The sequence below is a fragment of the Coleofasciculus sp. A1-SPW-01 genome (assembly GCF_040217205.1).
GTDB classification, from domain to species: Bacteria; Cyanobacteriota; Cyanobacteriia; order Cyanobacteriales; family Coleofasciculaceae; genus Coleofasciculus; species Coleofasciculus chthonoplastes_A.
Map to the genome: position 1 here is coordinate 17,637 of NZ_JAVJNP010000139.1, position 21,758 is coordinate 39,394.

Sequence of the window (21,758 nt, forward strand, 5' to 3'; positions counted from 1 at the left end):
TTGTAGGGGCGGGTTTCACTACTATCGTTTCTTGGCTAACCCAGATGTAACTAAACCCGCCCCGACTGAGTGTAATATAGCACTACGCACTCGGAATTATATTTTTTCAACGCAGAGGGGCGCAGAGGGTAGCGCAGAGGGGCGCAGAGGAATTGGCAGTATGTGAAAAGTTAGCTGCACCCCTGCTGTCTCCTGAAACTCTACTCGATGGGATTCCGGAAAAATTGTTCATCTATAGAAATATGGAAAATGAGGGTGACTAGAGCAAGGGTAAGCCATCAACAAGTCCCCGAAGCAGCAGGAAGTAAACACCGAAATGCCACGCCAGATAAGTATTTTGGATAGGTTTTATGGAGCAGCAGTCTATAGTGAGTTACAAAAAGTCATCGGATTCGGATGGAGTCGCATTAGAACCTCAAACCGAAGCAACGCTATTCGATTTCCGTTGGTTTTTCCAGCTACCTCCTTTGTTAAAGGGTATGGGAGTGAGCATCGCCGCCTGTAATACTGTGGTAATCTCATTTGGGCTTTATTCTCTGTTGAATGCTGTTCCATCCAACCCGGATCTTGACCGATTAGAACGGGCGAGGGCAGAATATGATGCGGGAAACTTTCAAAAGGCGATCGCACTGGCTAAATCGATTCCTCAAGAGAGTGCTTTGTATCAGGATTCCAAGACTAGCCTGAAACGGTGGCGACGGGAATGGCACACAGCCGCTGCTCAATACCAAGCTGCTGAACAAGCGTTGAAGGAAAAACGATGGCGAGATGTGTTGGCAGAAGCTCGTAAGATGGATGGTGTCCGCTTTTGGCGGCGTAAAGTTGAATCCTTAGTGGAACAAGCCAAACCTGAGTTAGAAGCCGAAGCCCAACAATTACTGAATCAAGCTTACGCTAAAGCCCAAGAAAAAGATTTTACTGGCGCTTTGAACTTGCTCAACCAAATTCCCCCAGAGACAACAACGGCGGCTAAAATTCAACCGAAGTTAGCCGAATATGAAGAAAAACAACGCATTAAAGCCGAACATCTTTTACAACAAGCCTATAACCAAGCCGCCAAACGAGACTTTAAGAGCGCGTTGAACTATCTTTCCCAAATTTCTCCAGGTACATCCACCTACGATACGGCTCAAATTAAGATGGCTGAATATTCGCAAAAGCAGCATTTTAAGGAAGAAGTCGAGAGAACCGTTCAACTGGCGAGGAGGGAGTCAGAGGAGCAAGAAGAATCGTCTGAACCTTTTTCTACAGAACCGTTTATCTCTACCGAAACGGATGAAAAAACATCAGAACTTAATCCGGGAAACCAACTGCAAGAGGTTACACCTTAAGTTTGTCATTCGTCATTCGTCATTGAGTAAAGGGCGACCCGAGTAAATTGAGTGGACACAGTTATTAATTGATGCAAGCGGGTCGCCCCTACACCCATTACCGTTTCTTCCCAGCTCCCAGACGCGCCATGGCACGTCTCTACAATTGCTGTTCCCTGTTCCCTGTTCCCTGTTCCTTTAACGACTGTTTGACACGAGTGAACCGTTTCTCCATTTCCTCTAATTCTATTGCCCCAGTAAACACCTCCCCATTCATAACAAAAAAGGGAGTTCCAGTAATTCCCAAACTCTCCGCTAGTTGAATATCCTGACTAATCGCCGTTTCTGCTGCTTGGCTATTGCGATCGCGATTAAATTGGTCTACATTTAAATTTAAACCCTTGGCTGTTTCAATATAAAACGACTCCCCCAGTTTTTCTTGCTGAGTAAACAGCACATCATGATACTGCCAAAACTTCCCCTGTTGAAACGCCGCCCACGCTGCTTTAGCCGCTGAGATAGCTTGGGGATGAATTGAGGCTAAAGGGTAATGTTTATATGTCAACGTCACCTGATCTTGATGCTTTGCCATAAACCGTTGCACCGTTTTATGCGCCCTGCCACAATAGGGACATTGAAAATCGGAAAACTCGACCATGACAATCTTGGACTGAGACGCCCCTGTCGTCGGTGAGTCCTCAATAACGGCTTGAGGATTCGCTTTAAGTTCCTGAACAAACGCTTGCTGGGCTTGTTGGAGTTGCTGTTGGACACGTTGCTGATACGCCTGAACGGATTCCAGAATAACTTCCGGGTGTTCGCGAATCACTTGCAACACTTGTTCTTCTAATTTGGGACTAACTTGGCTAGCGGCTTGAACTGGGGAAGACCAGCCGAGTAAAGTAATACAAATGAGCAAAAGTCCCAGGATTGTCTGAGTTAACCGGGATAGATAAGACAGCATGGTTGAATGTTCATGGTTCATGGTTCACTGTTGATTGTACCGGGCGGGTAAGAGGTAAGATTTAGTTTATAGGGAATACTGCGATCGCACCATTTGTTCGTTCGTAGTCGGCGCTTTAGCGCTAGAAGATATAGCAACCGCCAAGGTTAAACAATCTCAGATGGTTCTGCAAACTCCAACCTCCGCCAAACACCAAGAACCCCTTGTCACCTGGGAAAAGCTTCCCGACGATTTCATTTTGCCCGATGATCCCGTGGAAAACATTCTACAACCGCCCCTCGCCGCCGCCCTGACAGACGCTTTAGGTGCAGCCAATCGCCTGAATTCGCAACTGTTAATCGCCTCCAATTTTGGTCTCGTCACGACAGTGGATCAGAAAATTGTCGTCAAAGCACCAGACTGGCTGTATGTACCCCAGGTATTCCCTGTTGCAGAAGGCGTAATTCGCCGCAGCTATACCCCCAATCTGGAAGGGAGTCCAGTTAGCGTCGTCATGGAGTTTTTATCAGAAACTGAAACGGGAGAATACTCAGTACGATCAACATTTCCCTATGGGAAGTTCTACTTCTATGAGCAAATTCTCCACGTTCCAAACTATGTGATTTTTAATCCCCTAGCACCAATTCTAGAAGTTCACCGATTGCAAAATAATCAATATATATTGCAACAACCCACAGAGGAAGGACGCTACTGGATTCCTGAATTAGAACTATTTTTAGGCATCTGGTATGGCACCCGATTAGGCTTAACCAGCAATTGGTTACGCTGGTGGGATGAGTCGGGAAACCTGTTATTGTGGAGTTCAGAACAAGCTGAACAAGAACGCCAACGCGCTGAACAAGAACGCCAACGCGCTGAACAAGAACGCCAACGTGCTGAACAAGAACACCAACGTGCTGAACAAGAACGCCAACGTGCTGAACAAGAACACCAACGTGCTGAACAAGAACGCCAACGTGCTGAACAAGAACGCCAACGTGCCGAACAAGAACGCCAACGGGCTGACGCTGTAACCAATAACCTAGAGCAAGAACGGCAACGTAATCAGGCGTTGATAGCAAAATTGCAAGAGTTGGGTATTGATCCCAACACCTTGTCCTAACCTATCAATTCAGTATATCGGCTGGTGAGCAAATTCCCTGAATCTGCGATCGCCCTGAGTCGGTAGGATGAAAGAAAGCTGTAGTCAAACTAAACACTATCCTATGTCTGATGAGTCTGTGGGAAATCTTCAAGAACCGTTCCTCGCCGCCGCCTTGACAGACGCTTTAGGTGCAGCCAATCGCCTGCATTCGCAAATGTTAATCGCCTCTAATTTCGGGCTTGTGGGGGCAGTTAATGGGAACATCGTGATCAAAGCACCAGACTGGCTGTATGTACCCCAGGTATTACCCGTTCCAGAAGGAGAAATTCGCCGCCGCTATACACCCAATCTGGAAGGCAATCCAGTTGGGGTTGTGATGGAGTTTTTGTCAGACACTGAAGCGGGAGAATACTCCATACGACCCAGTTTCCCTTATGGGAAGTTATTTTTCTATGAGAAAATTCTCAAAGTTCCTACCTATGTGATCTTTGAGTCCCTAGCCGTAGTCCTAGAAGTCCGCCAATTACAAGATAATCAATACGTAGTGCAACAACCCACAGAAGAAGGACGCTACTGGATTCCTGAATTAGAACTATTTTTAGGCATCTGGCATGGCACTCGATTAGGTTTAACAATCCCCTGGTTACGCTGGTGGGACGAGTCGGGAAACCTATTATCGTGGAGTTCAGAACAAGCCGAACAAGAACGCCAACGGGCTGATGTAATGGCAAATCAGCTAGAGGAAGAACGGCAACGCAATCAGATGTTAATGGCTAAATTACAAGAGTTGGGCATTGATCCCAACACTCTATCCTAATCAGATTGACGGTGGCGACGGTACGCAGCTCCGCTGATCCCCAGCATGAGTAGTCCCAGCAACACACCAGGTTCAGGCGTCTGGGCAGCTTCTTCATCTGCGAAGGCTATCCAACCCGCTCCGTCTAAGCCCCCAGCTAGCGATGGGATAAACTCATCATCAATCAAACTCCCGGTTTGACCGTCGTAGCGTAATACTTTTCCTGGGACAGGTTCACCAATTTTTTGGGTGGGATTACTACTGACATACAGATCACCGTTGGGTGCGAAGACAGGTTGAACAGGACTCTCCACTTCATCAATAAAAACTTCAACGGTTCCAGTCTCCAGGTCATATCGATCAATCGTATTGGCAGCGAAATTAGCCACATAAAGCGCCCCGTCTGGTCCCAAGCTCAGACCCCCTGGTGCAGCATTTTCAGAACTTGCACTGCCCAGTAATGCCACCTGACCCGTGGTTAGATCGTAACGCTGCACATTGTTCGTAAAGGTACAACTGAAGTAGAGAACTGCATCCTCATCGGCAGTGATGCTAAACGGTGCATCGCAAGCAGAACTGTCCGCTGGAAACAGATTCCCGATAAAGGCTCCCGTCTGTCCGTCATATTGGGCAATGGTATCAAGTCCTGTGTTGGCAACAAAAAGACTACCATCCGATCCGAAAGCTAGATCTTGGGGAAAAATCAAGGGCGGAACCGCTGAGGTGAAGGGCTGAATGAATGCGCCCGATCGCCCATCATACTGCAGGACTTGCCCAGGTGGTGTATCCTCAGTGAGGAGGCTGACAACGTAGAGATTGTTGTCTTCTGGACTAAAGGTCAAACCGACCGGACCCTGTAAACCGCCGCTTCCTGGCTCAACAACTGTATCAATAAAAGCCCCCGTTTGGGCATCAAACTCAAGCACTGAATTCGTATTGAAGCTGCCCACGAAGAGACTAGCTGCGATCGCTTGATCGACCAAAGAAAGGGTGACACCTGCCGCCGCCGTGCTAGCAAGGGCTAGCTTTAGGGGTAGAGAGGCTGGTTGCATAGGCATTTTCTGGAGAATCGATGTATAGGACTACGAGTTTACTCATTAATATCGCTGATTCGCCGCAGATTCAAGATATCGCTCATCTTTTTAATTTGAGCAAAACTTTGCTGCAATTGTCCGTAATCCCGAATATCGATACACAAATCAATCAACGCAGGTTTACCGTCTTGAGTTTTCACCTGAGCTTTCCGCACATTGATATGATGATCACTTAAGCGGGAAAGAATATCCTTTAAAACCCCGACCCGATCCAACACTTCAATTTGAATATTAACCGGATAGGTTTGTGGACGCCCACTCTCTTGATCCGTCGGATTCCAATTCACCGGAACTAATCGGTCTCCCTCAATATTTTCCACATTGGGACAGCCTTGACGATGAATCGAAATTCCCCGCAATCGGGTGACGACACCCAAAATAGGTTCGCCGGGAACCGGATTACAACACCCAGCAATCCGATGCATCAATCCCTCGACCCCCGCAATGGGTTCGCCTTTAATCGTCCATTGGTCACTTGTTTCCTTCGCCGTCGGTAACGATGGAAGTAAATCTTCGATTTCTACGGGTTCGGTTTCAAGGGGTTGCGTGGCTTTCACTGCATCGCGCAACCGATTGACCACCAGATTTAGAGTGACTTCTCCATACCCTAATGCCGCCAGTAAATCTTCCGCATTCTGATAATTACAGCGTTCGGCAACAGACTGCATCGGTTCCGATTTGAGCAAGGATTCAAATCCATTTTTACCCAGTTCCTTCTCCAGCAAATCTCGACCTCGCGCCACATTTTCATCGCGGTGCGATCGCTTGTACCATTGGCGAATCCGGTTTCTGGCACTGGGCGTGACGACGAAGTTTAACCAGTCTAAACTGGGGTGACTATTTTTCTGGGTGATAATTTCGACAATATCCCCATTCTTTAACGGCGTATCCAGGACTCGCCATTGACCATTAATTCTCACCCCAGCACAGTGATTACCAATCTCGGTGTGAATCCGATAGGCAAAATCTATCGGCGTTGCATCCCGACTCAGGGGTATCACATCTCCATCGGGGGTAAAGACGTAGACATCATCGTCAAATAAATTATCTTTGACACTTTCGATATATTCATGGGCGTCTTTCAGATCATTCTGCCATTCCAGCAACTGCCGCAACCAGGTAAACTTGTCATCGTCGGCGCCAATCTGGGTCGGATCAGACGTCCCAGTTTCTTTATATTTCCAATGTGCGGCAATCCCATATTCGGCAATCCGATGCATTTCCAGGGTACGAATCTGCACTTCAATGGGACGCCCATGGAAGCCAATCACGCCTGTATGTAGAGACTGATACCGATTGGGTTTAGGTAAGCCGATATAATCTTTAAACCGACCTGGAATCGGTCGAAAGGCATCATGGACGACAGCTAATGCCCGATAGCACCCTTCGTTGGTCTCCACGATGATCCGCATCGCCGCTAAATCATAAATTTCGTGAAATTCCTTATTGCGGCGCTGCATCTTCTGATAAATTCCATACAGATGCTTAGGACGACTATTCAAGTCCACACATCGAATGCCCATCTCATCGAGACGCCCTCGCAGAATTTGCGAAACCTGGGTTAATCGTTCCTCCCGGTCTTGACGCCGTTCGGCAACCAGTTCCTGTATTTTGCGATAAGCATTCGGTTCAAGATACTTAAAGGATAAATCTTCTAACTCCCACTTAAACCGCCCAATCCCCAAGCGATTGGCTAAGGGGGCGAAAATCTCGCGGGTTTCCTGGGCGATCGCCCGCTGTTTTTGTGGCTTAAGATGTTCTAATGTCCGCATATTATGCAGACGGTCTGCTAACTTGACCACAATCACCCGGATATCCTTCGCCATGGCGAGGAACATGCGGCGGAAGTTTTCGGCTTGGCGTTCGGTTTTACTGGAGAAGTTAAATTTGGAGAGTTTGGTGACGCCTTCAACTAAATGGCGAACCTCGGCACCAAAAATTGATTCAATCTCGTCCGGCGTGACATCCGTATCTTCAACCACATCATGGAGTAAGCCAGCCGCCATCATGGTACTATTGCCGCCTAAATCTCTTAATAAGCCAGCAACGGCTACGGGATGGGCGATATAAGGTTCTCCAGAGGCTCGATATTGTTCCGAATGCAGTTGATAAGCAAATTCAAACGCCCGCACCACTAACGCCGCGTCATCCGGCGTTGATGGGTCAGAGGTTGTAGAGGCTGTTGATAAACAGTCCTGCAACCAGTCGGGAACGTCTAGGTTATAGGTGGTGGTTAGGACAGTGGCACTCATAATTCTTTCCCTGACAGATCTATAAATAATTAGTAAGGATGGTTAAACGGTAATGGCAGTAAGATCTCTGTTTAGTGGTATAGTTATCAATTTTTGTGAATTCCAGAAATGGGTCAAAATTCCCTAGATTATCCGTATAGTAATCAGACCTAGATGAGAAATAGTAACATGAACTACCAGATATCCACCCTTGTTACCGGATACAGAAGCAATACGTCACTTCTGTCACGGACTTGATTTCCAGTAAAATCTTGAATAACCAAAGGACTGGGTTGAAGCCAACACGCTGAAATTTTTGCGGATGGTTGTCAATCGCTGGTCGCTAAGACAGCAAACGGTAACTGTTTTCCAAGAAATCATCAGTTTTGGCAGATAGTCCCTACCTTGGTTACTCGGCAATGAGAATGCCAGCTGACTCTCAGACTGAACCCTGATCTTCAGCTTGGTGGCAAATTCTTGTATTTATCAACAAAAATACAAGATTCTTTACATTTATTCTAGACCAACCTGTCTGATAATGTTAGTCCCCTCCCAACGGCAATCCTATCAGGACTTTAAACACGTCCTAGATGACCTGCACGCCTGCACCCAGAGTCAAGAGTTAGACAAAACCGAGATCCAGGAGCGTTTCCAGGCGGTGAAACAGCTCTTTCAAGGGCGAATTATCACGCTCAATCCCGATGAGGTTAATCAGGAACAAGTATCAGTATGGCAGTCTAGGCAAACCGAAATCCATAGACATATCCGACTTCTAGAAACTGATATGTTAATGTTGCGGACGGCGCGACATTCTGCAACCGTTCAGTCTAGGGTGGCTATCATCCGCGATCGCCTGAACACCCTGATTCAATACTGTAGTGCTATGCTTCAACTGTAGCGCTCTAGTCCAGTCCTGTCGAGGGAGTGTTGAGTGTGTAGGGGTGTAGTAGGTTACGCCTGAGTTTTGGGTTTTAATAAGGACAGGTGCTTTGAGGAAGAAAATCGGTGCAATGTCCTAAATGTAGAAAAGTAACGCTCTTAGACGGCTATTTAGAGCATCAGTTTGCCGTGAAGTATTGCCAAGAGTGTAAAGGCACCTGGATTCCTGCCAAAGAGTATGAAGCATGGCAGGCACGTCAACCGTCTGATCAGAAAATGCCTGACCTCCCCCCTGAATCACTAAATGTGGATTTTGTCAAGTCCCCTTTCGATGCCAAAGCCGCATTATGTCCAGAGTGCCAGCGCTATCTCTCTCGCGCTAAAGTTAATCTCAAGACTCCCTTTTATGTGGAACGGTGTTCTCACTGTCGCGGGATTTGGTGCGATTACGGGGAGTGGGACATTCTCGAAAGGTTGGGACTCCATACCATAGTTGAGCAACTCTTTACCAACGAATGGCAAAGTAAAACACGAGAACAGCAACTTTGGCAAAAAGAACGCCAAGCCACGGCGGAAAAATTAGGGAATGAGTTAGGGGCGCAGGTGATTGAGTTGGGGGAACTGTTAGCGGCACATCCAAATGGCGATTTTGGCGTGGCTTACCTGATGCGGCGCGTCGGCGGAAACTGGCAAAAGCACAATCAGAAATAGACTATGGGGATGTCCAATGATCGATGCTATCCTTAAACAAAAGGTTTTATATTAAGATATATTAAGCAATGTAGAGCAATAATCATGCCCAGCGTTTCTACTCCTCAAACCGCTCGTAAATGTCTACCCACAACTACCCAAAACTAAGCATTTTGGGTAGGTGGGGTGAGCGTGCAGACTCAGCCGTAAAAAAGAGTAACCTACCATCTGGCAAGGTTGGCTACGCTTTTTTGGTCATGACACCCAAGAATGAACGCTAGTTTTTGGCACTGTCGGAACTATCAACGAAAGGCGAGACATCGAAGAGAAGCCCTCTGATACTCCATAACAAGCCTTAGAAGCATTGTCGAAGCTAACATTACTTTACTTTGGACTGGTCAAACCGACCCAACAAATCATGTCAAACTATGTTTTTTTGATTGATGCCAATAAAACACCGATGAATCCAATTCATCCAGCACAGGCAAGGAAATTGATGGAAGCTGGCAAGGCGGCGGTGTTTCGTCGTTATCCATTCACATTGATCATGAATCGAGTGGTAGAAAACATCATTACCTATCCGCTCACACTCAAGATTGACCCAGGCTCCAAAACGAGCGGAATTGCACTGGTGAACAACCGGGATGAAGTTGTCTGGGGCATGGAACTTGAACACCGAGGGCAACAGATTAAAGACGCTCTTTTAACACGTAGAGCGGTTCGCCAGGGACGAAGAGGGCGCAATACTCGTTACCGTCAAGCTCGTTTTCTGAACCGCAAGCGCTCAAAGGGGTGGTTAGCACCTAGCTTGATGCACCGTGTTTTGACGATTGAAACTTGGGTGAAAAGGCTTTGCCAATTTGCACCCATCGCTGAAATCAGACAGGAATTAGTCCGATTTGATATGCAGCAGATGGAGAACCCAGAAATCTCAGGAGTCCAATACCAGCAAGGGACTCTCTTCGGTTTCGAGGTACGAGAGTATCTTCTAGAAAAATGGGGACGCAAATGTACTTACTGCTCAAAAAAAGGCGTTCCATTGCAAGTCGAACATATCATTTCACGCGCCAAGGGCGGTTCTGACCGTGTTTCTAACCTGTGTCTTGCCTGTGAAAAGTGCAACCAAAAGAAAGGGACTTCATACCTGAAAGACTTTCTCAAAGGTAAACCCGAACTAGAGAACCGCATTCTCAAACAAGCCAAAACGCCCCTGAAAGATGCTGCTGCGGTTAACGTAACGCGCTCGAAGTTATTCGAGACGCTCAAGGCAATGGAACTACCCGTGACGACCGGGACAGGTGGACAAACCAAATATAACCGCACTCGGTTAGGACTCGATAAAGCGCATTGGTTAGATGCTGCTTGTGTTGGTGTAACCGAAATGCTCACAGTTTTGACCAATAAGATTCTGCAAGTCAAAGCAACGGGTCAAGGCGGACGACAACGATGCCAAACCGATAGACTAGGTTATCCGCACAAGTATCGCCCATTGCGTCCGATTCATGGCTTCTGTACTGGCGACATCGTGAAAACGATCATCCCAAAAGGTGTGAACACAGGAACTTATGTTGCTCGACTTTGCCCATACAGCAACGGTAGAGGTGAGATCTATCCGACAACTGGCAAAAAACGGATTGGCATCAAACTCGAATATGTCGAAAAACCAATTCATCGAAAGGATGGCTACAGCTATGGGTGAAAAGTACCCAAACGGGAAGAAATGTCTAGATGTGTCCAGAAATTAACAAACAGCTTCTAACCCATCGCGTCGTTGTCATTGGTGCAGGAATTGGGGGTCTAACGGCTGGCGCACTTCTTGCCCGTCGAGGTTACTCAGTGTTAGTCCTCGACCAAGCCTTTGTCCCTGGCGGCTGTGCCTCCACGTTCAAGCGTCGCGGCTTTACCTTTGATGTGGGTGCAACCCAAGTGGCAGGTTTAGAACTAGGTGGCATTCATCAGCGAATTTTCCAGGAGTTAGAAATTGACTTACCTACCGCGACTCCCTGTGATCCCGCTTGTGCCGTATTTCTCCCTGGCGAAACTGAACCGATTAACGTTTGGCGCGACCCAGAAAAATGGGCAAAAGAACGGCAACGGCAATTTCCGGGGAGTGAACCCTTCTGGCAACTGATGACCACTCTATTCAATGCCAGTTGGAGATTTCAATCCCGTGATCCCGTATTACCCCCACGAAACCTCTGGGATTTGTGGCAATTAATCTCAGCGGTGCGTCCAGATACCCTGATTACGCTACCGTTTACGTTTATGACGGTGGGAGATGCATTGCGCGGCTATCGACTCTATGACAATCAGCGTTTGAGGACATTTCTGGATTTACAACTGAAGCTGTATTCTCAAGTGGATGCCGATGAAACCGCTTTATTGTATGCGGCGACAGCCCTCGGCGTTTCCCAAGAACCTCAAGGATTGTTCCACCTGAAGGGGAGTATGCAAGTGTTGAGCGATCGCCTAGTCGCCGCCTTGGAGAAATGGGGTGGTAAACTGCTGATGCGTCATAGCGTGGAACAGATTCAGGTTTCCAGGGGCAAAGTGACGGGCGTCGAGGTGAGAAATCAGAAAACAGGACAAGTTTGGACAGAATCAGCCGATGAAGTGGTGGCAAATGTCACCGCCCAAAACCTGGTCAAGTTACTGGGAAACCAAGCGCCCAAGGGATATCAGCGTCGCGTCGATAAATTACCACCAGGATCAGGTGCCTTTGTCATTTATCTAGGGGTTGACCAAAACGCTATTCCGGCAGGTTGTCCGCCGCACCTGCAATTTCTCTACGATTACGACAGTGAGATTGGTGAAAATAACTCTTTATTTGTCTCGGTTAGTCAACCCGGTGATGGTCGCGCCCCAGAGGGAAAAGCCACGATTATTGCCTCCTCGTTTACCGATACCCGACTGTGGTGGCAAGGTTCTCAGGAGGATTATGACCAGTTAAAACAAGATTATACCCAAGAGGCGATCGCACGGCTAGGTCAGTATTTTGACTTAACTCCAGAAACCATTATCCACCAAGAAACAGCAACACCCCGCACCTTTGCCTATTACACCGGACGCCATCAAGGAATCGTCGGCGGAATTGGTCAGCGAGTCCCGACATTCGGTCCCTTTGGCTTTGCTACTCGCACCCCCATTAATCACGTATGGTTGGTGGGAGATTCTACCCATCCTGGTGAAGGGACGGCTGGAGTCAGCTACTCAGCATTTACGGCTGTACGGCAAATTCAGGTAATCTAAAGAAAGAGTTTTATTGGTAGACTGCAATGGGATTAAACCTGTTGGCAATAGAATAGAGACCATAACCTTTGTAGGTTGTGTGTATACATAGTTGTTTGGATTAGGGAAAACTGCCGTGGATGGGGGGAATCAGCAACGAATCTTAGGTTATTTCATCGAAGAGGCGAAAGAACACCTTGATACCCTCGAACAAGGGTTATTGAATGTGCAGGAAAGTGCCCAAGACCCAGAGATGGTCAATGAGATGTTCCGTGCGGCTCATTCGGTCAAAGGGGGGGCGGCAATGCTAGGCTTTAGCAGTCTACAAAAAGTTGCCCACCGCTTAGAGGATTGTTTGAAGATTCTCAAAGAACATCCCGTTAAGCTTGATCGCCATGTCGAGAGTTTATTCTTACAAGGCTACGACACTCTCAAAGACCTGATCGAACAACTTCAAGGACCCTTTGGTCTCCGGGATGATGAAGCCGATAAAATGGTGCAAGCTGCCGAACCGACGTTTAAGGAATTGCAGACGTACCTGGAACGGTTAATTAGTGGTGGAGAACCAGCAACCGCAGCTCCGGCAAAATCAGCAAAGGGTGGAGCGAAAGCGACGGGTCAAGCACCTGAGAACTTTTCTGCTCAGGTGACAGGTATCCTCAAGCAAATGTTGCAATTGTTCAAACAATCAGACACACCCGCCAATCGTCAAAAGCTGCAAGAGAATTGTCATAAGCTAGCGAAACTTGCCCAAACAGTTGAACCCTGGCAAGTCTTGGTAAAAAATGCCTCTGATGCGATCGCGAATTCGCAAAATTCGTTCCACTCTCTCGCACCTGTGATTATTAAAGAACTCAAACAAGCTAGCGATCAAGTCCAACAAGGAAAAGAGAGTGCTGTCAAGGCAAGTCCGGCGTTACAGAAGTTGGCAACAGCTACCCCCAGCAAAGGCGGTGGTAAGCAGATTACGATTACCGTGGAACCCAAAGCGGCAGCTAAAGCGATCGTCAAAGCCTTTGATAAACGGCAACTCACTCAACTGACTAAATTACTGGTTCAAGCCACTCGCACTTCTTCGTAGGTGATATCAAATCTGGAACCAGACAAAACGGAAGCGAAACCTCGGACAAAATTCTTCAATCCGCGAATCGCTCCGTTCAGCATGACAATTATTTGCTTAAGATGGGGGCAGAGGGACTTGAACCCTCACGACCTTTTACGGTCAACGGATTTTCATTCTCACTGTAGCTTTCGCTACTGCCTTCACTAGCATCTGAGAATTGGACTCTCCCTTTACCCTCGGCTTTACGTTAGGGTAGCTCCCGTCGAGTCTCTGCACCTTCCGATCCTTCGCTTCGCTCTAGGACATGGTTTTGACCTGTCGCTTCGCTTCAGTGAGCCTAGTTTTGAGTTAGTTTGGTTTAACCCATAACTCCACTCTTTTATCGGCTTGGCTCAGGATTGCCTTATCTGTTTTCAGACGTAGGTTTCCCTGAATTTGAGAGCATCCACTTGACAGATTTCTCCATCAAGGCTCAATTTACTTAAGTCCGTAGCGTCTACCATTCCGCCACGCCCCCCTTTCGGGTTGTGCTTCGGTATTGAAGTTTACATCAAAACCTCCGCATTTGTCTATTTGAACATTAAATGGGGCAGATTGGCAACTAGAAAATTTGAGGAACCTGGACAAGGTAATATAGTAGGGGCGATCAAGGAGGTTTAGGGTAGCCTGACAGGAAACCATTCACCTCTTGATTATGCGATATTATGCGATCGCCTGTATTTTAGAGACCCGTTACCGCTATAAGACCATCACACTATGATTGTTGCACTACTCTATCTCGCTTTAGGTGGACTCTACCTGGTTGTCGTTCCCTTGGTCACATACTTTTATCTCAAACAGCGCTGGTATGTGGCTAGCTCCTTTGAGCGTAGCTTCATGTACTTCCTCGTCTTCTTCTTCTTCCCTGGATTAATCCTGTTCAGCCCATTCCTGAACTTCCGCCCCAAGAAGCGTCAGATCCAAGCTTAATCACAAATGCGACGAATTGATGCGATCGGAATTGCCATCGGCGTGTTTGCGGCTGGTGGTATTATGTATCTCCTCTTACAGGTTGCTGGTTTGGATGAGATGAAAGCCGGGATTTGGAGTCAAGCCCTCTTAGTCGGCGGTTTACTCGGCTGGGTACTCACATATCTGTTCCGAGTGGGATCTCACAAGATGACTTATAACCAGCAACTGAAAGAGTACGAGGATGCTGTCTTGCAAAAGCGTCTCGAAGAGATGACCCCAGAAGAACTTGCTCAGTTACAAGCTGAATTGGAACAAGAGTCTGAATAAATCAACCCTGTTCCCTGTTCCCTGTTCCCTGTTCCCTAACCGATGACCAAAATTTCCCAGTGCTTCGAGACTCTACGCCAGCGCTCTGAATGTGCCTTTATTCCCTTTATCACAGCAGGTGACCCGGATTTAGTCACCACGGCTCAAGCTTTGCGAGTCCTTGACAAATCAGGGGCAGATATGATAGAGCTAGGTGTGCCGTATTCCGATCCCTTGGCTGATGGTCCCACGATTCAAGCGGCGGCGACACGAGCATTGAAACGGGGGGTACGATTGGATGATGTCCTCGCGATCGCGCAGGAAGTAACCCCCGATCTAAAAGCACCGATTATTCTATTTACCTATTACAACCCAATTCTCAATCGGGGAATTGAAGTCTTTTTAAAACAAATTGCTGCTGCTGGAATCGCCGGGTTAGTGGTACCGGATTTACCCTTAGAGGAAGCCGAATCCCTGATCCAGCCTGCGACTGAAATTGGCATCGAAGTGGTTTTGTTAGTCGCACCCACCAGTCGGAAAGCTAGAATTGACGCGATCGCGAAAAAATCCCAGGGCTTCATTTACCTCGTCAGCGTCACAGGCGTCACCGGGATGAGAAGCCAAGTTGCATCCAGTGTCCCCGATTTACTCGGGGAAATGCGGGCGGTTACTGACAAACCCATCGGAGTCGGTTTCGGTATCTCCCAACCCGAACAAGCGCGACAGGTGAAACAGTGGGGTGCAGATGCAGTAATTGTGGGGAGTGCTTTTGTGAAGCGTTTAGCCGAAGGAACCCCGACTGAAGGATTAAAAGCGATTGAGGAGTTTTGTCAATCTCTCAAGTCAGCGATTAAGTAGATGGACACAATCTAAAGTACTAAGAATGTTAAGGATTCTCCAACCCTTACTATTCCCTATTGCCTATTCCCGATTGCCTATTCCCTATTGCCTTTCCCCACCACAAAACTTATTCAGCAACCCCTACTGATGGTTAACCTTCCCACTCAAACTGATCCCCCCCTTTCACCTCGGCAAACCTTACCCACAATGTATGATTTACCGAGTGACAACCCGGAGGAACCTGGATTGCCAGACGAGTTTCATTTTTTACAACCCCTACTATTATTTCTTACCTTTCAACCCGCTAACTGGAATCCGGAGTTGGTATTTTCGGCTTGTGATTTGAATCTTTACTATGATGTGAACCATCCCCAGTGGTACAAACGCCCCGATTGGTTTGGGGTAGTGGGAATACCTCGGTTATATGAAGGGCGAGATTTACGCTTAAGTTATGTGGTGTGGCAAGAAGTAATCAATCCTTATGTAGTGGTGGAATTATTGTCTCCCGGTACACAAGAGGAAGATTTGGGTCAAACGGTGCAAACACCTGGAAATCCACCGACAAAGTGGCAGGTTTATGAGCAGATTTTGCGAATTCCGTACTCAATTGTTTTTAGTCGCTATACCAATGAACTTCAGGCGTTTCAGTTAGTCGGGGGTCATTACGAACCGATGAACATGATTGATAATCGCTTATTGATGCCGGAGTTAGGGTTAAGTTTAGGACTATGGCAGGGAAGTTTTCGAGGAATTAACCGTTTGTGGTTACGGTGGATGACACTTGAGGGAGAGTTGATTTTAACGCCGGAAGAAGAGGCTGTCGAGGCGCAGGAACGGGCAGTTGCGGAACGGGAAAGGGCAGAACGATTAGCAGCACGATTGCGGGAGTTGGGGGTTGAACCCGATGATGTCGAGTAAGGGCGATCGCTCTTTTCAGTTCAGATCTCAATCGGCAGTAAGTAGGTGGACAAAATTTTGCCCACCTTACCGAATCAGGGCAAATGTACCTGTTCGTTGGCGCAAATATGCCCGGAACCGTTCTGCCAATTTTAAAGCAAGTTTCCAAACTTTATTCCAGTTTACCTCTTAAAAACAATAAAACTGGTCATCCGTCAAGTTGATTCAGAAAATTCTGTGTTATCTGAATTTAAGGACGAAAATAAATGATGCCAATTTGGAAAACTTGTTTCGGCTTCTTTCACTTCAAAGGTAACATTACAAGCCTGGGATTGTTCTAGCGCCTGAATGCAAAGTTCAGCAATATCCTCTCGACTGACTTTCCCTCGGATATTATCGCCTTGCTCAAAGGCTAAACCTTTACCGCCGGGTTCTTCAGTCAAAGCACAAGGACGAATAATCGTATAGGGAATACCACTTTCCCGCACCGCCTCCTCTCCCCGTAGTTTCCAGGTGAGAATGCCGCCTAATTGATCATTCATTCGCACGGCTGGAGGTTCTTCTTCTAAGTTAATTCCGGGACGCCCTGGACGGGTGACGCCAGCAGAACTAATCATAATAAATTGGGGTAAATTCAGACCATTGTAAGCTTTGATTGTTTCTACTTGTAAGGAAAACATTCCGGGTTCAAAGTGGGGATTAAGTGCGCCGTCATACTCAAACTTACTTAGCATCAATTGCACCGCGTAAATATGGCTCGGATCAAAAGGTTCCGCATCCTGGAGAGTTTTGGCACGAAATACCGGAATCAGCGCCTCAAAGGGAACGCGAACATCAATCCAGGTATCTTTTTCAGTATCAAACGAGTAGCAGTAGGAAATGCCATCCCACCGTGATTCTGTTCTCAGAATAAACTTATAACGCTGTCCATCGCCTTTAACACGCAGTTCCATCCCCTCATATCCCACTAAATTTAAGGGTGGCTCGAAATTACGGGTACGAACGGAAACAAAACCACCCGAATTTTTGGTAGATACTGTGCCACTGAATAATGCCGCATTATCAATTAGACGAATTGAGCTTTCACTCACACCACCCATCACGACATCATCCACAGCCCCCCAGGTTTCTTTTACATCATCTGAGGGATGTTTGAAATCAAAAATGAGTTGTTTTCCGGGTTCGAGATGATTAGCGGCGACTTGAACTAAATTCTTAATCCCTTGATAGTCTACAATTTCGGGGCTATCAACTACTTCTGGCATATAGAATTTGATGCCTTGATAATATTTTTCCCGGTTTGGTGTATCTCCTTCTACAGGTTGCACCCGAACACCTGTACAACAAATAACGGCGGAGATACCGTCCATCATGGCAGGGGTTAAGGTTTCTGGGATAGTGATATCAGCTTCAAATAGTTCCACCTCATCTCCCAGCATTTCCCGCCCTCGCTGAGAATCTCTGACTAAAGCGCGTACCGGATAATCCCGTTCCATCAGACGCCGCACGACTCGCTTCCCGACGCCACCCGTTGCACCAGCTACCACTATCTTACCCAATCGTTTTCCTCCACTTTGGCTTGGTTTATGATGTTGTGTATTACCTGAAAATAAGCGTTTTAAACAGCTAATAAAAGGGATAACCTCAAAGTAAGCTAATGTTTTGACAAATCTACCAGCATCCCATTGGGAGCGATTATTCTGGGTCATTATCCCCTCCTATACTATTTATTTTTTTCAGTGTACCGAATGGATCGGCTACTTCGATAATCAGATAAATATCGGATGCTAGGGGATGATGGTCAGCATAGTCTAGGGGATCAACTCTGACGAGAGCAACATCGGGTTCGGGTTCCGAGCGATCATTTATTCGATGGTACTCTTCAATAGTCCACAAGCGCAGTTTGACGGGGGGTTGAGTTTTTGGCATAACTTTTCTTGCTAAGATTGACCCATGGTTATCAATAATTTGAGGATTCATCGTTTATTGTACTCACTTCTCTCCCAGCCAGCCATATTGTTTACTGTGCCTTGATGGATACTTGGTATTGAGATTCTCGAAATATTCATCGGTCATGGTTTCAGTTCTAGAGTTGACAATCACGGATTTTCCGGTAGTTTAGTATAAAATGCTCGAATCTGGACTTGTGCGCCCTAAGCTGCATCCAGAATAATGTTTAAGCTGAATAGGTTTAGCTGTGAGTTCTAAGAATTTACCGGAAACCACTGCCTACGTTCGGATTACCCAGCACTCTTGGCAACAGGGCAAAATTGAAGGAGATGTTCAAGCGGCTGCTTATGAGTGGCAGTTTCAATGGCGTTTCCGTCAAGGTCAGTTAGTCGTCAGACCTGCTTTGGGACGTGCTTTAATTCAAGAACCACTGGGTCGATTTTTAGAACGTTGCGATTACCAGTTGGAACCAGGAGGAGATTATGCGTTTACTATTCGGGCGGAATTATAAGAGTGTTGAGGGTTAACCCTTCACAGCTTTCGAGGAAACATGGTTTGTAGGGGCGGGTTTAGGGACTTTGGTATCGCTAAGCTGTCATGCATTTAAATTGGGTATTAGTAGCGAGCAAGATGCTCGCACTACAAGGCTTTCGCCGTTATTGATATTAAGGTTTAAATGCCGAACAGCTTATTGATGATAACGTTGGTTCAAAACCCGCCCTGACCTAATTTTTAGGTCTGAGTTTGTAAGTAACGCTCAATGAGTAAGATAGCGACAATATCATCAATCGGTCGAGGTGGCTGGCGCATCCCTTGGGGAATTAGGCGTTGGAGTCCTTTGGGGGGATACATTTGCCAGTAGCGATCGCGGGCTTCTAATGTACTATAGCGTTCATCGACTAAGACAATGGGAATAGGGGCGGAAATGACTTCTCGAATTTTCCCTTGCCATTGCTTAGAGGTGGTTTGGTTCCCCATGACAATTGTCTCAATGGGAAACTGCTGAGATAATCGTTTAATGGTTGCGATCGCCTGATCGGATGGTATCACTTGATGATAGGAAATCTCTTGGTCTTTCCCTTTTACGGCTAAACCACATTTATCGCGTCCTGGGTCAAACCCTAATATCATGATTCAAACTATTTATTCCACTATTTTAGCTGTAGCGAGGAACGAACATCAGCATCTGGTAGAGATTCTTCATTCCGCTTCGCTCCATTCAGAATGACATAATTGGGTGCTTGGATACTCACGAGTATGACCAATGACGAATGACCAATGACCAATCACATCGAATTTAGATATTTCTCCAATAATTCAGGCAGGTAATCATATCCATCTACACCAATTAAGGGAAGAATTTTTGACCGCTGCTGCTGTAGGATTTCTTGGAATACTTCCCCTCCCAATTGCCCTTGCAAAATCGTCAGTAATCCCACGGCTTTGCGCCAGTCTTCTGTCCCAATCTGCTCCAATAAATATCCGCCCAAGCTGCCTGTATAAATCGTTTTACTCCAGTTTTGTAACTGATAGTAGGCTTGTGCCAAGTACGCTAAATTAAGTCCCTGCAAATACAAATCTCCAGAAAATTGTGCGGCTTGCCACCCTTGTTCTAAATAAGTAATCGCCTCTTGCGGTTGTTGCATAACCACATAAGCAATCCCCAAACTACATAAACACAGGGCTTGACTTTGGCGATCGCCTAATCGTTCTAACAATTGCCGCCCTTGTTGCAGGTACATGATGGCGCTTTCGTAGACATCAGGATCAAGGGCTTGCTGTTGGGCTTGAAAGACCTCACTATAGCCTAAATTCGCTAAGGCGTTGGCTTCACCTAATTTATCCCCGGCTTGCCGTGCTAAGATTAATGCCCGTTGGCTATAATTAATCGCCTCAGCATAATTTTTCTGTGCCACACAGATTCGGCTTAAATGATTGTAATTAGCAATTTCACAGACGCGATCGCTCGCTGAACGGGCAATCTCTAAAGCTTGCTCATGGAATTGTATGGCTCGATTATATCGACCTTGCGCCCGTTGGGAATAGCCTAATAACGTAAGAATTCGCGCTTTCTCTTCGGTTCCCTCGACACGCCGCAAGGGTTCATCCAGATAATCCATCGCATTCCGCAGATAATTCCCACTTAAGGAGGCAAAAACACCGCCATATAAAGGAAAATACTCCCGTTGAGCAAACGTGCGGAGAATTTGCAACGTCGCCTGAAAACAGCTATCGATCAAGCGTTCTCGTTGGGGAACCGTTGCTTGATTTAATGCCAGGGCAATTTGTGACCAGATTACTGCAAATACAATAAACGTGGAAATCGAGAGTCTCGCCCCCATTTTGGAGTTATAGACTCGTTGATCAAACCACTGAACTAACCGACGTTGTAACCATTGCAAAACAACGGTTAATTCCACCCAAGCATCCAGTTCTAAGGTTGGCTGTTGGCGAATCCATTCATCGAGAGGTTGATTATACGCCAGCGCTTGGAACAATGACTTAGGTAGAGGACGATTCACCTTTTTTGCCCAGAGTCCCCAAGGTCCGCGTTGTTCAGCGAGTTCCTCAAATCCCAAGGAACCCTGACTTTGCTCATAAATCCAGCTTACTAAATCATTTTCCAAATTTCCCCAAGCGGCTAACCCCCCAGTAATTCCTTGGGCTAGCTGTTCAAGTTCCCTGGCGCGATCGCTGTCGGAACTGGCGGAGGCTTCCTGCTGAAGTGTTTTGGCTAGTTGAGCCAATTGAGATAGATTCAGGACAGGTTCTCGATTCGGATCGATCGCCCGTAGGAAAGCCGTCAACCGTTCACTCTGATCAGCTTGGGTAATTCCCTGGATAGCCGTTGCGATCGCCGCAGACACCTGATTCTCCTGCTGTACCCGTTCCCATTCGCTGCTAATCATATTCAGCGCCCTCTGCGCCCGTATCGCCTTAGCCTGTTTGAGTTCACTCGCTGGATTATCGATTTGTTCCTGAGTGCTGCTGTGACGTTCATCCAGACAGCGTTCAAACATTTCCCCGGTTCCACTACTGACACCTGACGCCAGCGTTTGGTAAACCTGTCGCTTGGATCGGATTTTTCCTTTCAGCGTCGCGGCGACAATTTCATCAATCAGTTGAAAACAGCGATCGCGTAACGGTATAGAGTTTGTCATAAAAGCAAGCATAAGGCAGAGGGCTTGTATGCAGAGGGCAGAATGCCCAAGCACTTGATTTATGGTATCTGCTTTTTCGCCTATTGTTAACGGGTGGGCATTTGCAGCCAAGAACCAGCCCGGAACTCAAGTTCCGGCTAAAAGCTAAAACCCGTTAAAACGGGTTAAAAGCTTATGAACTACAGCGACTTACTTTGTTGAAGTCGCTGTTTCTGACGCTTCCTCGCTCCTAGTTGCTTCATGCTTCCACAATCAGTAGAGCTAGGCAGCTCTGCGTCTAAAGAGGTTCGTTCCAAGCCCCTTGCCCAAATCTC

At 46.9% G+C, this 21,758-nt stretch carries 20 protein-coding genes and 1 pseudogene; 13 read left to right on the forward strand and 8 right to left on the reverse strand.

All coding sequences use genetic code 11. From position 1 onward, the window contains the following. The first annotated feature begins 368 nt into the window (after positions 1–368). Entirely contained in the window at positions 369–1,331 is a 963-nt protein-coding gene (locus RH949_RS21270) for a hypothetical protein (protein WP_446355946.1), read from the forward strand. A 139-nt stretch (positions 1,332–1,470) separates the two neighbouring features. On the opposite strand, the gene RH949_RS21275 is transcribed toward RH949_RS21270, so the two are convergent. Beyond that, positions 1,471–2,274: a DsbA family protein gene (locus RH949_RS21275; RefSeq protein WP_446355969.1), complete on the reverse strand. Its 804-nt coding sequence runs from the start codon at positions 2,272–2,274 to the stop codon at positions 1,471–1,473. Between the two features lie 160 nt (positions 2,275–2,434). On the opposite strand from RH949_RS21275, the gene RH949_RS21280 reads away from it, so the two are divergent. Both RH949_RS21280 and RH949_RS21285 read left to right on the forward strand, forming a co-directional pair. Then, on the forward strand, positions 2,435–3,376 hold the full coding sequence (locus RH949_RS21280) for a Uma2 family endonuclease (RefSeq protein WP_446355948.1): 942 nt from the start codon (positions 2,435–2,437) through the stop codon (positions 3,374–3,376). 103 nt (positions 3,377–3,479) lie between these two features. Then, complete coding sequence (locus RH949_RS21285; RefSeq protein ID WP_446355950.1) at positions 3,480–4,175, forward strand: Uma2 family endonuclease; 696 nt, start codon at positions 3,480–3,482, stop codon at positions 4,173–4,175. Here RH949_RS21285 and RH949_RS21290 read toward each other — a convergent pair. Next, a complete protein-coding gene (locus tag RH949_RS21290; RefSeq protein WP_446355952.1) occupies positions 4,172–5,206 on the reverse strand; it encodes a Vgb family protein in 1,035 nt (344 codons plus the stop codon). The two genes, RH949_RS21285 and RH949_RS21290, sit on opposite strands and share 4 nt — an antisense overlap. A gap of 38 nt (positions 5,207–5,244) precedes the next feature. Continuing rightward, a complete protein-coding gene (locus RH949_RS21295; RefSeq protein WP_006103503.1) occupies positions 5,245–7,500 on the reverse strand; it encodes a RelA/SpoT family protein in 2,256 nt (751 codons plus the stop codon). Between the two features lie 517 nt (positions 7,501–8,017). Between RH949_RS21295 and patD the strand changes: the two genes are divergently transcribed. The 9 genes from patD to RH949_RS21340 all read left to right on the forward strand — a co-directional run bounded on the left by patD (position 8,018) and on the right by RH949_RS21340 (position 16,354). Continuing rightward, positions 8,018–8,377, forward strand: coding sequence for a heterocyst frequency control protein PatD (gene patD, locus RH949_RS21300; protein ID WP_006103484.1), 360 nt, complete (start codon positions 8,018–8,020; stop codon positions 8,375–8,377). A gap of 107 nt (positions 8,378–8,484) precedes the next feature. Next, the gene (locus tag RH949_RS21305; protein WP_446355955.1) at positions 8,485–9,069 is read left to right on the forward strand and encodes a zf-TFIIB domain-containing protein; all 585 of its coding nucleotides are present in this window, start codon (positions 8,485–8,487) and stop codon (positions 9,067–9,069) included. A 397-nt stretch (positions 9,070–9,466) separates the two neighbouring features. Further along, complete coding sequence (gene iscB, locus RH949_RS21310) at positions 9,467–10,747, forward strand: RNA-guided endonuclease IscB (RefSeq protein WP_446355957.1); 1,281 nt, start codon at positions 9,467–9,469, stop codon at positions 10,745–10,747. A 29-nt stretch (positions 10,748–10,776) separates the two neighbouring features. After that, on the forward strand, positions 10,777–12,297 hold the full coding sequence (crtD, locus tag RH949_RS21315; protein ID WP_006103332.1) for a C-3',4' desaturase CrtD: 1,521 nt from the start codon (positions 10,777–10,779) through the stop codon (positions 12,295–12,297). A gap of 115 nt (positions 12,298–12,412) precedes the next feature. Further along, positions 12,413–13,357, forward strand: a complete 945-nt coding sequence (locus RH949_RS21320) for an Hpt domain-containing protein (protein WP_446355971.1) — start codon at positions 12,413–12,415, stop codon at positions 13,355–13,357. 738 nt (positions 13,358–14,095) lie between these two features. Then, a complete protein-coding gene (gene ndhL / locus RH949_RS21325) occupies positions 14,096–14,308 on the forward strand; it encodes an NAD(P)H-quinone oxidoreductase subunit L (RefSeq protein ID WP_006103418.1) in 213 nt (70 codons plus the stop codon). A gap of 6 nt (positions 14,309–14,314) precedes the next feature. After that, entirely contained in the window at positions 14,315–14,617 is a 303-nt protein-coding gene (locus RH949_RS21330) for a DUF3007 family protein (RefSeq protein ID WP_006103493.1), read from the forward strand. A gap of 42 nt (positions 14,618–14,659) precedes the next feature. After that, the gene (gene trpA, locus RH949_RS21335; protein WP_006103374.1) at positions 14,660–15,454 is read left to right on the forward strand and encodes a tryptophan synthase subunit alpha; all 795 of its coding nucleotides are present in this window, start codon (positions 14,660–14,662) and stop codon (positions 15,452–15,454) included. A gap of 129 nt (positions 15,455–15,583) precedes the next feature. Next, a complete protein-coding gene (locus RH949_RS21340; protein ID WP_044209212.1) occupies positions 15,584–16,354 on the forward strand; it encodes a Uma2 family endonuclease in 771 nt (256 codons plus the stop codon). A 194-nt stretch (positions 16,355–16,548) separates the two neighbouring features. Here RH949_RS21340 and RH949_RS21345 read toward each other — a convergent pair whose 3' ends face one another. Then, positions 16,549–18,042 (reverse strand): CIA30 family protein, encoded by a 1,494-nt coding sequence (locus tag RH949_RS21345; RefSeq protein WP_446355961.1) that lies wholly within the window; start codon positions 18,040–18,042, stop codon positions 16,549–16,551. After that, positions 18,029–18,262: a Uma2 family endonuclease gene (locus RH949_RS21350; RefSeq protein ID WP_157453376.1), complete on the reverse strand. Its 234-nt coding sequence runs from the start codon at positions 18,260–18,262 to the stop codon at positions 18,029–18,031. The genes RH949_RS21345 and RH949_RS21350 overlap by 14 nt, the downstream gene beginning before the upstream one ends. 268 nt (positions 18,263–18,530) lie before the next feature. On the opposite strand from RH949_RS21350, the gene RH949_RS21355 reads away from it, so the two are divergent. After that, positions 18,531–18,794, forward strand: a complete 264-nt coding sequence (locus RH949_RS21355; protein ID WP_006104974.1) for a DUF3146 family protein — start codon at positions 18,531–18,533, stop codon at positions 18,792–18,794. Positions 18,795–19,015: 221 nt separating this feature from the next. Here RH949_RS21355 and RH949_RS21360 read toward each other — a convergent pair whose 3' ends face one another. The 3 genes and pseudogenes from RH949_RS21360 to RH949_RS21370 all read right to left on the reverse strand — a co-directional run. Beyond that, complete coding sequence (locus RH949_RS21360) at positions 19,016–19,414, reverse strand: pre-16S rRNA-processing nuclease YqgF (protein ID WP_446355963.1); 399 nt, start codon at positions 19,412–19,414, stop codon at positions 19,016–19,018. A 155-nt stretch (positions 19,415–19,569) separates the two neighbouring features. Next, positions 19,570–21,444 carry a tetratricopeptide repeat protein gene (locus RH949_RS21365; protein WP_446355965.1) on the reverse strand — a complete coding sequence of 625 codons (1,875 nt, stop codon included), beginning with the start codon at positions 21,442–21,444 and terminating at the stop codon, positions 19,570–19,572. Positions 21,445–21,623: 179 nt separating this feature from the next. Then, positions 21,624–21,758, reverse strand: a pseudogene (locus RH949_RS21370) (RNA-guided endonuclease InsQ/TnpB family protein); the annotation flags it as partial.